General features: G+C 70.3%; 12 protein-coding genes and 1 tRNA gene. 6 read left to right on the top strand and 7 right to left on the bottom strand.

Going from position 1 to position 13,995, the window contains the following annotated elements; all coding sequences use genetic code 11:
* Nucleotides 1-227: 227 nt before the first annotated feature.
* The 6 genes from M8J73_RS17150 (at nt 228) to M8J73_RS17125 (ending at nt 4,620) form a co-directional block, all read left to right on the top strand.
* Nucleotides 228-1,217 carry an ABC transporter ATP-binding protein gene (locus tag M8J73_RS17150; RefSeq protein ID WP_055537329.1) on the top strand — a complete coding sequence of 330 codons (990 nt, stop codon included), beginning with the start codon at nt 228-230 and terminating at the stop codon, nt 1,215-1,217.
* Nucleotides 1,207-2,145, top strand: coding sequence for an ABC transporter permease subunit (locus M8J73_RS17145; protein WP_055537330.1), 939 nt, complete (start codon nt 1,207-1,209; stop codon nt 2,143-2,145). Before M8J73_RS17150 ends, M8J73_RS17145 begins: the two co-directional genes overlap by 11 nt.
* Nucleotides 2,142-3,053 carry an ABC transporter ATP-binding protein gene (locus M8J73_RS17140; protein ID WP_055537331.1) on the top strand — a complete coding sequence of 304 codons (912 nt, stop codon included), beginning with the start codon at nt 2,142-2,144 and terminating at the stop codon, nt 3,051-3,053. Before M8J73_RS17145 ends, M8J73_RS17140 begins: the two co-directional genes overlap by 4 nt.
* 10 nt (nt 3,054-3,063) lie before the next feature.
* A complete protein-coding gene (locus M8J73_RS17135; protein WP_055520940.1) occupies nt 3,064-3,783 on the top strand; it encodes an ABC transporter permease subunit in 720 nt (239 codons plus the stop codon).
* A gap of 212 nt (nt 3,784-3,995) precedes the next feature.
* On the top strand, nt 3,996-4,256 hold the full coding sequence (locus tag M8J73_RS17130; protein WP_055537332.1) for an SGM_3592 family protein: 261 nt from the start codon (nt 3,996-3,998) through the stop codon (nt 4,254-4,256).
* A gap of 280 nt (nt 4,257-4,536) precedes the next feature.
* Nucleotides 4,537-4,620, top strand: a tRNA-Ser gene (locus M8J73_RS17125).
* Nucleotides 4,621-5,328: 708 nt separating this feature from the next.
* On the opposite strand, the gene M8J73_RS17120 is transcribed toward M8J73_RS17125, so the two are convergent.
* The 7 genes from M8J73_RS17120 to M8J73_RS17090 form a co-directional block, all read right to left on the bottom strand.
* The gene (locus M8J73_RS17120) at nt 5,329-6,183 is read right to left on the bottom strand and encodes an HAD family hydrolase (protein ID WP_055542383.1); all 855 of its coding nucleotides are present in this window, start codon (nt 6,181-6,183) and stop codon (nt 5,329-5,331) included.
* Entirely contained in the window at nt 6,180-7,457 is a 1,278-nt protein-coding gene (serS, locus tag M8J73_RS17115) for a serine--tRNA ligase (RefSeq protein WP_055542384.1), read from the bottom strand. Before serS ends, M8J73_RS17120 begins: the two co-directional genes overlap by 4 nt.
* Nucleotides 7,458-8,013: 556 nt before the next feature.
* Nucleotides 8,014-8,949, bottom strand: coding sequence for a prephenate dehydratase (pheA, locus tag M8J73_RS17110; protein ID WP_055542385.1), 936 nt, complete (start codon nt 8,947-8,949; stop codon nt 8,014-8,016).
* A 152-nt stretch (nt 8,950-9,101) separates the two neighbouring features.
* The gene (efeB, locus tag M8J73_RS17105) at nt 9,102-10,508 is read right to left on the bottom strand and encodes an iron uptake transporter deferrochelatase/peroxidase subunit (protein WP_055538766.1); all 1,407 of its coding nucleotides are present in this window, start codon (nt 10,506-10,508) and stop codon (nt 9,102-9,104) included.
* Nucleotides 10,509-10,516: 8 nt separating this feature from the next.
* Entirely contained in the window at nt 10,517-12,589 is a 2,073-nt protein-coding gene (locus tag M8J73_RS17100) for a copper resistance CopC/CopD family protein (protein ID WP_055538765.1), read from the bottom strand.
* Nucleotides 12,590-12,798: 209 nt separating this feature from the next.
* A complete protein-coding gene (locus M8J73_RS17095; RefSeq protein ID WP_055538764.1) occupies nt 12,799-13,287 on the bottom strand; it encodes a copper chaperone PCu(A)C in 489 nt (162 codons plus the stop codon).
* Nucleotides 13,284-13,973, bottom strand: a complete 690-nt coding sequence (locus M8J73_RS17090; protein WP_055538763.1) for an SCO family protein — start codon at nt 13,971-13,973, stop codon at nt 13,284-13,286. Before M8J73_RS17090 ends, M8J73_RS17095 begins: the two co-directional genes overlap by 4 nt.
* Between the last annotated feature and the right edge of the window lie 22 nt (nt 13,974-13,995).

Here is a 13,995-nt window from a genome sequence, read left to right as displayed (position 1 = left end):
GGCTGTGGAAGACCGCGGGGACCAAATCGAGGAGCCGGTCGTTCTTCCATCGCGGCGACTACTCCCGCCGGGCCCTGGCCTGCCGGTTGTTCGACCTCAGGGTGACCCCTAGGGGGACTGACGGCTGATGCCCCCTACGGGCCCGTACGACTCGAGGGTGACGTCGAGACAGCTCTGCGGGGTGACGACCACGAAGGCCCGCCGGCCCTAATGTCGAAATCGTGACTGTGATCGCGACCGAAAGCCTGAGCAAGCGGTTCCCGAGGGTGACCGCTCTTGACCGGCTCTCCGTGGACATCGGACCCGGTGTGACGGGACTCGTCGGTGCCAATGGCGCCGGCAAGTCCACGCTGATCAAGATCCTCCTGGGTCTGTCCCCCGCCACGGAAGGCCGTGCCGAGGTGCTCGGACTGGACGTCGCCAGCAAGGGCGCCGCCATCCGCGAGCGCGTCGGGTACATGCCGGAGCACGACTGTCTGCCGCCCGATGTGTCGGCCACCGAGTTCGTCGTGCACATGGCCCGGATGTCGGGGCTCCCGCCGACCGCCGCCCGCGAGCGGACCGCTGACACCCTGCGCCATGTCGGCCTCTACGAGGAGCGGTACCGCCCGATGGGCGGCTACTCCACCGGCATGAAGCAGCGCGTGAAGCTGGCGCAAGCCCTGGTGCACGATCCGGAACTGGTCTTCCTGGACGAGCCGACGAACGGCCTCGACCCGGTCGGCCGGGACGAGATGCTCGGCCTGATCCGCCGCATCCACACCGACTTCGGCATCTCGGTCCTGGTCACATCGCACCTGCTGGGCGAGCTGGAGCGCACCTGCGACCACGTCGTGGTCATCGACGGCGGCAAGCTCCTGCGGTCCAGCTCCACGCGGGACTTCACCCAGAGCACGGCCACCCTCGCGATCGAGGTCACGGACACCGACGAGCATCCCGACGGCACCCGCGCGCTGCGTGAGGCGCTCCAAGCGCGCGGTGTGACCGTCTCCGACGGCAGCGGTCTCCCCGGCGCCGGGCACGTCCTGCTGCTCACCGCGCAGGGCGAGGAGACCTACGACCTGATCCGTGACGTCGTCGCGGATCTGGGCCTCGGCCTGGTCCGCATGGAGCAGCGTAGGCACCACATCGCCGAGGTGTTCCAGGACAGCGACGAGCAGGCGATTTCCCAGCGCACGCAGGATGCCTGGAAGGAGGCGGTCGGCCATGGCGGTTGAGCAGACCCGGGCCCAGGCCCCGGCCCAAGCCGGTGCACAGCCCACACGCACCGGCGAACAGAGCCGTATCCACAACATCGGCTACCGCAGCTACGACGGCCCCCGTCTGGGCCGCGCCTACGCCCGCCGCTCGCTGTACTCGCAGTCCCTGCGCGGTGCGTACGGGCTCGGCCGGTCGGCCAAGTCCAAGGTGCTGCCGGCGATGCTCTTCGCGGTGATGTGCGTGCCGGCGGCCATCATGGTGGCGGTCGCGGTCGCCACGAAGGCCAACGACCTGCCCATCAAGTACACCGACTACGCGATCATCATGCAGGCCGTCATCGGGCTGTACGTCGCCTCCCAGGCGCCCCAGTCGGTCTCCCTCGATCTGCGCTTCAAGACGGTGCCGTTGTACTTCTCGCGTCCGATCGAGACCTCGGACTACGTGCGCTCCAAGTACGCCGCGCTGACCTCGGCGCTCTTCATCATCACCGCCGTTCCCCTCGTCGTGCTCTACGTGGGCGCCCTCCTGGCCAAGCTGGACTTCACCGACCAGACCAAGGGCTTCGCACAAGGACTGGTGTCCGTGGCCCTGCTGTCACTCCTCTTCGCCGGCATCGGTCTGGTGATCTCCGCGGTCACGCCTCGACGAGGGTTCGGCATCGCCGCCGTCATCGCGGTCTTCACCATCTCCTACGGAGCCGTGTCCGTCGTCCAGGCCATCGCCGACGAGCAGTCCAGCAGTGGCGTGATCCCCTGGCTCGGCCTCTTCTCGCCGATCACGTTGATAGACGGCGTGCAGACCGCCTTCCTGGGCGCCACCTCCGCCTTCCCCGGCGGGCACGGGCCGTCCAGCGGACAGGGGGTCGTCTATCTCCTCGTCGTCCTGGGTCTCATCGCGGGCTCCTACGGCCTGCTGATGCGCCGCTACCGAAAGGCCGGGCTGTGACCACGCTCAATATCGATCACGTCTCACGCTGGTTCGGCAACGTGGTGGCGGTCAACGACATCACGATGACCATCGGCCCCGGCGTAACCGGCCTCCTCGGCCCGAACGGCGCCGGGAAGTCCACCCTCATCAACATGATGGGCGGCTTCCTCGCCCCCTCGACGGGCACGGTCACTCTCGACGGCCGGCCGGTCTGGCGGAACGAGAAGATCTACAAGGACATCGGCATCGTCCCCGAGCGGGAGGCGATGTACGACTTCCTCACGGGCCGCGAGTTCGTCGTCGCCAACGCCGAGTTGCAGGGCCTGGGGGCGACGGCGGCCCAACGGGCGCTCGCCACGGTGGAGATGGAGTACGCGCAGGACCGCAAGATCTCGACGTACTCCAAGGGCATGCGGCAGCGAGTGAAGATGGCGTCCGCCCTGGTCCACGACCCGTCCCTGCTGCTGCTCGACGAGCCGTTCAACGGTATGGACCCGCGTCAGCGCATGCAGCTCATGGACCTGCTGCGGCGCATGGGCGACGAGGGCCGATCGGTGCTGTTCTCCTCACACATCCTCGAAGAGGTGGAGCAGCTGGCCTCCCATATCGAGGTGATAGTCGCCGGGCGGCACGCGGCGAGCGGTGACTTCCGGCGCATCCGGCGTCTGATGACCGACCGTCCGCACGTCTATCTGGTGCGCTCCAGCGACGACCGGGCACTGGCCGCCGCGCTGATCGCCGACCCGTCGACCGCCGGCATCGAAGTGGACCTGACCGAGGGCGCGCTGCGCATCCAGGCCGTCGACTTCGGACGGTTCACCGCCCTGTTGCCGAAGGTCGCCCGGGACCAGGGCATCCGTCTGCTCACGGTCTCACCGTCGGACGAGTCCCTCGAGTCCGTGTTCTCGTATCTGGTCGCGGCGTAGGAGGCCGAAGATGTACGACCCCACAGTCGCCCGGCTCACCTACCGGGCCTTGCTCGGCCGCCGTCGGGCTCTCATTCTCGCCGCGCTGCCGGTGCTGCTGCTCGTGATCTCCGCGGCCGTACGCGGTCTGAGCGGAGCCGACGACCAGGTGGCGGCCGATCTGCTCGGTGGGTTCGCGCTCGCCACCATGGTGCCGATCATCGGCGTCATCGCGGGGACGGGCGCGATCGGGCCTGAGATCGACGACGGTTCGGTGGTGTATCTGCTGGCGAAGCCGGTGAAGCGGTCGACGATCATCTTCACGAAGCTGATCGTGGCGATCGCCGTGACCATGGCCTTCTCGGCGATACCGACGTTCGTCGCGGGCCTGATCCTGAACGGCAACGGGCAGCAGATCGCGGTCGCCTACACGGTCGCGGCGCTGGTCGCCTCCATCGCGTACGCGGCGATGTTCCTGCTCCTGGGCACGGTGACCCGGCACGCGGTGGTCTTCGGGCTGGTCTACGCGCTCGTCTGGGAGGCCCTGTTCGGGTCGCTGGTGCAGGGAGCGCGCACGCTCAGCGTCCAGCAGTGGTCCCTCGCCGTGGCCCAGAAGGTCACCGACGGAGACCTCGTGACCTCCGAAGTCGGACTGTCCACGGCGGTGATCCTGCTGACGGTCGTCACGGCCGGGGCCACCTGGTACGCGGGACAGAAGCTGCGGACGCTGAAGCTGGCCGGCGAGGAGTGACGCGACCCTCCGGGGAGGCGGCCGCGGGCACCCTTTGGGGCACGCAGCCGCCTCGGCGGGCCCCCGCGGGCTTGACGGAGGCTTCACACGCGTCCAGGCACAGTGGGCCAAGGGGCGCGAAGTGGTAGGAGACGGCCAGGAAGGGCGGCCAGGAGGCAGGAGGGCACGGGATGGCGGCTGAGGTCACACCCGACGGGGGCGAGGGGCAGGACATGGCGTCCGGGGGCGGTTCCGAGGCGGCGTCAGGGGCCGGAGGCCCGAGCCGCGACGAGTCGGCGGGCATGTGGGACGACCTCGTTCTGGATGAGGACTTCATACGGTCCGCGGAGGCCGCCGAGCCTTCGGCGAGGGCTCGGATGCTTGCGGCGCGTTGGCGGGAGCAGGCGCCTGATCCCCAGCCGTGGCGGTCGGACGAACCGCCTGCGGGGTGGTTCTTCAGCAAGGCGCGCCGGCGCAAGTGGCGTCGCCGCTGACCGTTCTCCACGGCGGGACGGGCGCGGACGATATTCGGTGGCGGACAACTCGGGCGCCAGGCAGAGTGGTTGGTGTTCAGGCCGCCGGATGGAGGCGGCACCACGTTCTGGGAGAGGAGCCCGGCGATGCTGTTCATCAGGCGCAGTACGTCGAGTTCCCGACAGGGCAGTCCGCGGCGGAGTCCGGAGTAGTTACCCCTCCGTCGAGTTCGCGCCGCAAGGGAACTGCCCGGGGCGGCCGCTTCGAGCACGCGAATCGCTTCGCGTGGGCCGCCCACCCGGAGGATTGGCCGAGTGGTAAGGCACCGGCTTGCTAAGCCGTGGTCGGGTTCTGCCCGCGCACGTTCGAATCGTGCATCCTCCGCCGGGTCGCTGTCGCTGTGACTTGGCCGAGTGCTGGGTTTGGGGGCGCGTGTGAGGGGCCTCGGTGTCGATGCCGATCCACCGACTCGCGCCGGAGCCGCGCACACCAGCTGATCCAGGCCGTGCTGTCCGGCGAGGAGGCCGCCCCCAGGTGACGGCTCAGCCGGGACGACGCCCGCCCACGATCGCCCCGAGGGCCGTCGCCCCCCAACCCACAGAGCTCGGATCCGTCGACCCTGGCCATCGCTCCGTACCCGCAGGCTCCGGACCCACAGCCTCCAGACCCCGGCTGTCGCCCCGAAGCCCCAGCCCCGGCCCGAAGCCGGAACCTCAGCCCCGGCCCGAAGCCCCAGCCCCGGCCTCGGCCCCGGCCTGAAGCCTCAGCGGCAGCCCCGGCCCGAAGCCTCAGTTCCAGCCCCAGCCCCGGCAAGAAGCCTCAGCCCCATTGAACTCGTTCCCACAGATCTCAGATCCGCTGGCCCCGGCCATCGCTCGGCGCCCCACAGACCCCGGCCCCGCCGCCCCCTGGCCATCACCCCCCACCCGCAGACCTCGCGGACGTCGGACCTCGCGGATCTCAGACCTCGCGGACCTCGGAACCCGCCGACCTCAGACCACCGGCCCCAAGCCCATCACCTCGGAGCCCTCGGCCCCGAAGTCGGCGTGCCCCGGCGGCGGCCGGCCGCCGGACGTCGCGGCGTGAGCAGGCTCAGTCCGGCAGAAGGCGTTCCAGGACCTCGGCGATGCCGTCGGCGTCGTTGGAGGAGGTCACCTCGTCGGCGATGGACTTGAGGGTGGGGTGGGCGTTGGCCATGGCGACGCCGTGGGCGGACCAGGCCAGGAGCGGGATGTCGTTGGGCATGTCGCCGAAGGCGATCGTGTCGGCGGCCTTGGCCCCGAGGCGGCGCGCGGCGAGGGAGAGCCCGGTGGCCTTGGTGAGGCCGAGGGGGAGGAGTTCGACGATGCCCTCGCCGGCCATGGCCACCGTGACGAAGCCGCCGGCTGCCCGCTGGGCGGCCTCGGTGAGTTCGTCGGTGGTCAAGGTGGGGTGCTGTAGGTAGATCTTGTTGAGCGGCGCCGACCAGAGGTCGGAGACGTCCGTGAACGGGACCGTGGGCAGGGAGCCGCGGAAGGCGTAGCCCGGACCGGCCAGCAGCTCGCCGTCCAGGCCCGCGCGGCTGGCGGCCAGGTACAGCGGGCCGACCTCCGCCTCGATCTTGGCGAGGGCCACCGCGGCGAGCTTCCGGTCCAGGGTGACCGCCGTGAGGAGCCGGTGCTCCCCGGCGTCGTACACCTGGGCGCCCTGGCCGCAGACGGCCAGGCCGCGGTAGCCGAGGTCGTCGAGGATGTGGCGGGTCGAGGGGACGGCCCGGCCGGTGACGACGATGTGGGCGGCGCCCGCCGCGGTGGCCGCGGCGAGCGCCTCACGGGTGCGCTGCGAGACCGAGTCGTCGGAGCGCAGGAGCGTTCCGTCGAGGTCGGTCGCGATCAGCTTGTACGGGAAGCCCGAGGGGGCGGAGAGGGCCCCCGCGGGCGCTTCCCCGGTGGCAGCCGCGTCGCTCACTTGGTGACCGGCTCCAGGACCTCGCGGCCGCCCAGGTACGGGCGCAGGACCTCGGGGACACGGACGGAGCCGTCGGCCTGCTGGTGGTTCTCCAGGATTGCGACGATAGTGCGCGGGACGGCGCAGAGCGTGCCGTTGAGCGTGGCCAGCGGGCGGACCTGCTTGCCGTCACGGACGCGGATCGACAGCCGGCGGGACTGGAACTCGGTGCAGTCCGAGGTCGAGGTCAGCTCGCGGTACTTGCCCTGGGTGGGGATCCACGCCTCGCAGTCGAACTTGCGCGAGGCCGAGGAACCGAGGTCGGCGGAGGCGACGTCGATGACGCGGAACGGCAGTTCCAGCGACGTCAGCCACTGCTTCTCCCACTCCAGCAGGCGCTGGTGCTCGGCCTGGGAGTCCTCCGGGTTGACGTACGAGAACATCTCCACCTTGTCGAACTGGTGGACGCGGAAGATGCCGCGGGTGTCCTTGCCGTGCGAACCGGCCTCGCGGCGGAAGCACGGCGAGAAGCCGGCGTAGCGCAGCGGGAGGCGGTCGGCGTCGATGATCTCGTCCATGTGGTACGCGGCGAGCGCCACCTCGGAGGTGCCGACCAGGTAGAGGTCGTCCTTGTCCAGGTGGTAGACGTCCTGGGCGGCCTGGCCGAGGAAGCCGGTGCCGGCCATCGACTGTGGGCGGACCAGCGCAGGGGTCAGCATCGGGGTGAAGCCGGCCGCGGTGGCCTGGGCGATCGCCGCGTTGACGAGGGCGAGCTCCAGGAGGGCGCCGACGCCCGTCAGGAAGTAGAAGCGCGAGCCCGAGACCTTGGCGCCGCGCTCGGTGTCGATGGCGCCGAGGAGCGTGCCCAGCTCCAGGTGGTCCTTGGGCTCGAAGCCCTCGGCCGTGAAGTCGCGGATCTCGCCGTGCGTCTCCAGCGTGACGAAGTCCTCCTCGCCGCCGACGGGGACGTCGGGGTGGACGAGGTTGCCGAGCTGGAGGAGGAGTTCCTGGGTCTCGGAGTCGGCCGCGTCGCGTTCGGCGTCGGCGGCCTTGACGTCGGCCTTGAGCTGCTCCGCGCGCTTCAGCAGCTCGGCCTTCTCGTCGGGGGTGGCCTTGGGGATCAGCTTGCCGAGCGACTTCTGTTCGGCGCGGAGCTCGTCGAAGCGGACGCCGGAGGACCTGCGCCGCTCGTCGGCAGACAGGAGAGCGTCGACGAGCGCGACGTCCTCTCCACGGGCGCGCTGGGACGCGCGCACACGGTCGGGGTCCTCACGGAGCAGGCGAAGGTCAATCACCCCTCAAGGCTACCGGGGAGTGCTTCCGCCCCACGACTCGGAATTGCGGTACGCCGCCACAGTGGCGATTTGCGTGAAATGTCCCCCGCGTTCATGCGGTCGGTGGACGTCAATGAATTGTGGGCCGATTCCCTGAAAGGAGGCGCGAAGATGGCCTTTGGTTGACTGGATTCCCTTGCGGTGTACGGGACTTGGGGTCCGCTCGTCCACAGGGGTCCACAGTCCGCAAAAGTTATCCACAGGCTGTGCGAAAGATCTGTGGACTGTCGGGAAGATCGTTTTGAAAGGTGGGTGTCGACTCCAGGATTCCCGGCTCAAACCGCCCTCACGCCCACATTCGAGTGGATTCACGTGGGAATGAGTCGCCCTAAAGGATTGACCCTGGGAAACGCGTGGACGAAGGGTGATCTACGGGGCTGTGGACAGAGCGAGGCTCTGTAAGGGGATTTGTCGACTGCATGGCACTGCGCTGTCGACTTGTCCCCAGATCGAGAAGCCCACCTGTGGATAACTTCTGTGGACAAAGAAAATAAGCAGGTAGGACCGACCGCGTGGCCTAGAACCGACCGTCCTGGCAGCGCGCCACCCAGTCCGCGGCGGCGACGAACTCGGCGTCCGAGGTCCCCGGCAGCGTGGGCCGGATCTCCGCCACGGCGGCGTCCGCACGCGGGTACGAGCCGAGGAAGCGCACCTGGAGGCACACCCGCTTGAGGCCCATCAGCGCCTCGGCCACCCGGCGGTCGGAGATATGGCCCTCGGCGTCGATGGCGAAGCAGTAGTTGCCGATGCCCTCACCGGTAGGGCGGGACTGGAGCAGCATGAGGTTGACGCCGCGGACGGCGAACTCGCCGAGCAGATCGCGCAGCCCACCGGGGTGGTCGTCGCGCTGCCAGATGACGACGGAGGTCTTGTCGGCGCCGGTCGGGGCGGCGGGCCGGGCGGGGCGGCCGACCAGGACGAACCGGGTCTGGGCGTTCTCCGCGTCGTGGATCTCCGTCTCCAGGGCCTCCAGGCCGTACCGCGAGGCCGCGAACTCGCCGGCGAAGGCGGCGTCGTAGCGACCCTCCTGGACGAGCCGGGCGCCGTCGGCGTTCGAGGCGGCGGACTCCCAGACGACATCCGGGGGCAGGTTGGCCTTCATCCAGTTGCGGACCTGCGGCTGGGCGGCCGGGTGCGCGGTGACCGTCTTGATCTCGGCGAGCTTCGTGCCCGGGCGGACCAGCAGCGCGAAGGTGATCGACAGGAGCACCTCGCGGTAGATCATCAGCGGGGCGCCGGCGACCAGCTCGTCGAGGGTCGTGGTGATACCGCCCTCGACGGAGTTCTCGATCGGGACGAAGGCGGCCTCGGCCTCGCCGGTACGGACGGCGTCGAGGGCTGCGGGGACGGACACCATCGGGACGAGCTCGCGGGTCGCGGACTCCGGCAGCGTGCGCAGGGCGACCTCGGTGAAGGTGCCCTCGGGGCCGAGGTACACGTAGCTGGCTGGCATGACCTCACCCTAATGGGCCTACACGGGGACGGCGCACGACTACCGTCCACACCACCCCCGCGGGCGACCCCGGCCCCGGAGCGCCCCCACCGCGGGCCCGGCACCGGACCTCGGCAGCACCTGAGCCCCGCACCCCGGCGCCGCCGCACCCACTACCCCTCCAGCAGCCGCTGGCCCACGTACTCGCCCTTCGCCGCGCCGCCCGGCACCGCGAAGAGGCCGCTGGACTCGTGGCGGATGAACTTGGAGAGGGCGTCACCGCGGTCGAGTTTGCGCTGGACGGTGACGAAGCCGCGGAGCGGGTCGGCCTGCCAGCAGACGAAGAGGAGGCCCGCGTCGGGGACGCCCTTCGCGTCGATGCCGTCGTGGAAGGAGAACGGCCGGCGCAGCATGGCCGCGCCACCGTTCTGGTCGGGGCGGCTGATCCGGGCGTGCGCGTTGATCGGAACGAGCAGATCACCCCGGGAGTCGGTCTTCTCCAGGTCCATCTCCGTCGTCTCCGTCGTCTCCGTCGCCTTCGCGCCCCCGCTCAGGGGAGCGCCGTCCGACTTCCGCCGCCCGATGACGTTCTCCTGCTCCTTCAGCGACAGCTGTTCCCAGTCGTCGAGGAGCATGCGGATACGGCGTACGACGGCGTACGAGCCGTTCGCCATCCACGCCGGCTCGCCGGACGCCCCCGACGCGGGTACGAAGATCCGCTCGTCGAAGTCGGGCTCGGCCGGCTTGGGATTGCGCGTGCCGTCGATCTGCCCCATCAGATTGCGGGCCGTCATGGGATGCGCCGTGGCGCCCGGCGAACGATTGAAGCCGTTCATCTGCCAGCGCACCCGGGCCGCGCCGCCCGCGTCCTTCTGAATCGTGCGCAGGGCGTGGAAGGCGACGAGGGCGTCGTCGGCGCCGATCTGCACCCACAGATCGCCGTTGCTGCGCGCCTTGTCCAGCTGGTCGGAGGAGAAGTCCGGCAACGGGTCCAGCGAGTCGGGGCGTTGCTTCTCCAGCCCCGTACGGGCGAAGAAGCTGTGCCCGAAGCCGAAGGTGACCGTCAACGAGGAGGGCCCGGCGTCGCGCGCCACCCCGGTGTCGTCCTGGGCCGCTGCCTCGCCCGCCATCAGCCGCCGGGCCGTCTCCGACCAGCGACGCAGCAGCGCGGCGGCCTCCTTGCGACCCGCCCCGGCAGCCAGGTCGAACGCGACGAGGTGACCGCGGGCCTGGAGCGGCGTCGTGATCCCCGGCTGATGTTTCCCGTGAAACATCACCTCTCCCGCCCCGAGGGAGGAGAGCGGGGCGACCTCGCCCCCGGAGGCGGACGAGGACGACGCGTCGGACGAGGACGAGGACCCGGTCGCGTATCCGACGGCTCCCCCGGCCGCGCCCAGGGCGAGACCGGTGGCACCGGCGGTACCGAGCAGACGGCGTCGTGAGATCGCTCCCTCGGACGGGGTGCCCTCGGAAGCCTCGGAGGGCACGCCCTTGGCGGAGGTGCCCTTGGCGGGGACACCCTCGGACGGGGCGTCGGACGGAACGGTGGTGGACTGGTCGGTGGTGGACGGGTCGGTCATGGTGCGGTTCAGCCGATCTTCGCGTTCTTGCTCACGGTCACCTGGTCGATGTCGGACGTGCGTACGGTGACCTCGATGTTCCAGTCGCCCGCCATGGGGATCTGCACGCCGTCGGCCGTCCAGTGCCCGGTGGCGATGTGGTCGGGCACCACGGGCAGGGGGCCGATGTCCTTGGCCTCCAGGGTGACGGCGACCTTCACCTCGGGGATGTCATGGGCCTTGCCGTCGGGGCCCTGGACGTAGACGTGCATCTCGTTGGCGCCGACGCGCGCCGGGTCGATCTCCAGCCGGACGACGCCCTTGCCGTTCTTGCCTCCGGTGTCGAACGACATGTCGAGCGCCAGCGCCCCGGACTGCGTGTCCGGCGCGACGGCCGCGTTGGCCGCCTTGGCCTCCTCCACGGTGCGGCCGGGCTCGGTGGAGGTCAGGGCCGTGGTGACGGCGAGGAGGACGACGGCGACGGCCGCCTCCGCGAGCACCGACCGGCGCAGGCCCCGCCGACCCGGATCGGCGTCCCGCAGCCGCTTCTCGCGCGCGGTGGCCATCGCGACCCGCTGCCGGGCGAGCTGGGCTGCCCGCTCGGGGTCGTCGCGACCGTCATCGCCGACGGCACCCGCGCTTGCGCCATCGCCAGCGGTACCCGCACTTGCGTCTGCGTCATCGCCGACGGCATCCGCGCTTGCGCCTGCGCCATCGCCGACGGTACTCGCGCCTGCGCCATCGCCCGTGGCCTTCTCCCGGCCCTCCCCCGTCGCCACCGGTGCCTCCGCCAGCTGGGTGGTCCACCGGCGGGATATCCAGGCGATCCCGACCAGCACGGCGACCAGGCCGATCTTCACGAGTAGCAACTGCCCGTACGACGTGCCGGTCAGCGCCGACCAGGTGCCGACCTGCCGCCAGGACTGGTAGATCCCCGTGGCTGTCAGCACCAGCACACTGCCGAACGCGACCCGCGAGAACCGGCGTACGGCCGCGGTCTCGATCTGCGCGTCGGCGGGGGCCCGGAACAGCGCGACGAGCAGCGTCGCCAGACCGCCCAGCCAGGCGGCGACCGCCAGCAGGTGCAGGATGTCGAGAGGCATCGCGAGGCCCGCCTGGAGACCGGTCGAGGCGTGCTCGGCCATCGCCCAGCTCGCGGCGAGCCCGGCGGCGACCACGCCACCGCCGATGGCCAGCCCGAAGGTGAGGTCCCGCTGGTAGGAGCCGTCGTCGGCGTCGGAGGGCTCGTCGTCGTCCCCGGCACTCGCCTCCTCCGTGCGGTCCGTCTCCGTACCGCCCGTTTCCGCGCCGTCCGCCACGACGCCCTCGTCGTCCTCGTCGTCGTCCTCGTCCCGCCGGGCGTACGCGCCGAAGAGGACCGCGATGAAGAGGGCGGCTGCGGCAAGCAGGAGCAGACGGGAGATGAGGGCGGCGCCCGTCTTCGTCTGGAGGACATCGCTGAGCAGGTCCAGGTCGAAGACGTCGCCGAGCTTGCCGGAACCGGTGTACGAGCCGCGCAGGAGCAGCATGGCGAGGGTGGCCACGGCGAGCGTGAGCCACCCGGAGACCACGAGCCGCTGCACGGGTCGTACCCCGGCGCCGCGCTGCCAGCAGGCCAGGACGAACGCGGCGCCGCCGACCAGCAGGATGAAACCGGCGTACGACAGGTAGCGGGCGAACCCGTAGAGCCCGCCGACCACCCCGCCGCCGGCCTCCTGGCCCGGCACGGGAACCGTCGTCTTCGAGGGCGCCCCCACGGAGAAGGTGAAGGCGCCGGAGACGGGGTGGCTGTCCGCCGAGACCACCTGGTAGGTCACGGTGAAGGTGCCGTCGGGCTGTCCGGGGCGCAGCTTCACCCCGTAGCTGTTGCCGCCCAGGTCGGCGACGTCGCCGGTGTCGACCTGCTTGCCCTTGGGGTCGTACACGCGCACCGAGCCGTCGGACGTCGCGACCTTCTCGGAGAAGGTGAGCGAGATCTGGGACGGCGCCTCCTGGACCACCGACCCCTGCTGCGGGTCGCTGCCGGTCAGCGCGGCATGCGCGGAGACCGGCACGGCACCGACGAGCACCGCCGCGACCGTGGCGAGCAGCAGCAGAGGCAACGCCCTCAGCCGGTGCGACGACGGCGAAGCACCACCGGCCGACCGCCTCGCGACACCGGAGTGCCGCACGCCCCGCGACCGCCAGGACGCGCTGGACCGCCGCACGCCCTCCGACCGCCTCGCCGCGCTGGACCGCCGTACCTCGCGGGACGGTCTCGGTCGGCGCCACGGCCGCAACCCGTTCAAGGGCCTCAACGGGGTTCCCTCCCTCAGTGACCGGTCGTCGGCTGGTACGTCGCCGACTTCACGGGCATCTCGACCGTGATGGCCTTGGACTTGATGAAGTTCAAGCGCAGGGACACCGTCTCGCCTTCCTTCGGCTTGCGCTTCAGGTTCTCGAACATCAGGTGACTTCCGCCGCTCCGGAGGACGAGTTCACCACCGGCGGGGACCTGCAGCGCCGAGACCTGCTTCATCGCCTGCCCGGCCGTCTCGTGGACGGTGACGTCCTGAGCGAGATCGCTGGTCACGGAGGTGAGCTCGTCCGCCGCGCCGCCCTTGTTCTCGATGACGAGGTATCCGGCCGCCATGGAGTCGGTGACCGGCTGCGGCATGTACGCCGCCTTCACGGACAGCTCGGCCGCGGAGGAGCCAGAGGATCCGGAGGCGTCCGACGAGCCGCACCCGGTCAGCGCGAGCCCACCGGCCACGATCCCACCGGCCACGACCACAGCGACTCCCGCCGTACGCACCCTCACGGCTTCGCGCCCTTCAGCAGCTTCGGCAGGTCCTTCTCGTAGTCCTGCACGGTCGCGCTCTTGTCGTACAGCACATAGCCCGCGTCGGTCTTCGGCGAGAACGCGATGACCTGGGTGCCGTGCTCCGAGACGGTCTTGCCGTTCTCGTCCTTGGTCGGCGGGGCGATGGAGATGTGGAGCTCGAGCGCGCCTGCCTGGATCTTGTCGAAGTCGCCCGTCAGGCCGACGATCTCGGGGTCGATGCCCTTGAGCCACTTGCCGAGCTCGGCCGGAGTGTCCCGCTCCGGGTCGGTGGTGACGAAGACGATCCGGAGGTTCGCCAGCTCCGACTTCGGCAGCTTCTTCGAGACCTCCTTCTTCGCGACCGCGATGTTGTTCATGGTCAGCGGGCACACATCGGGGCAGTTGGTGTAGCCGAAGTAGATCAGCGTCGGCTTGCCCTTGGTCTCCTTGCGGAGGTCGTACGGTTTGCCCTCGGTGTCGGTGAGCACCAGGTCCGGCTTGGCGAACGGCTCGTCGAGAACGGTGGACACCTTGGTCGCCCCGGTCTCGGAGACCTCGACGACGGACGTCGTGGACGCGTCCTCGCTGCCGCAGGCGGAGAGGCCGAGGATGGCCGCGACGAGCAGGGCACCGACCGCGTACGTCTGCCTCGACTTCCTGGCGTCCTTCGTGTTCTTGGTCATCTTCGTATTCGTGTGCATATGG

The sequence above is a fragment of the Streptomyces neyagawaensis genome, from assembly GCF_023516595.1.
Classification (GTDB): Bacteria; Actinomycetota; Actinomycetes; order Streptomycetales; family Streptomycetaceae; genus Streptomyces; species Streptomyces neyagawaensis.
Note: the sequence above shows the minus strand (reverse complement) of the source record. Positions and strands in the feature narration are given on the sequence as shown.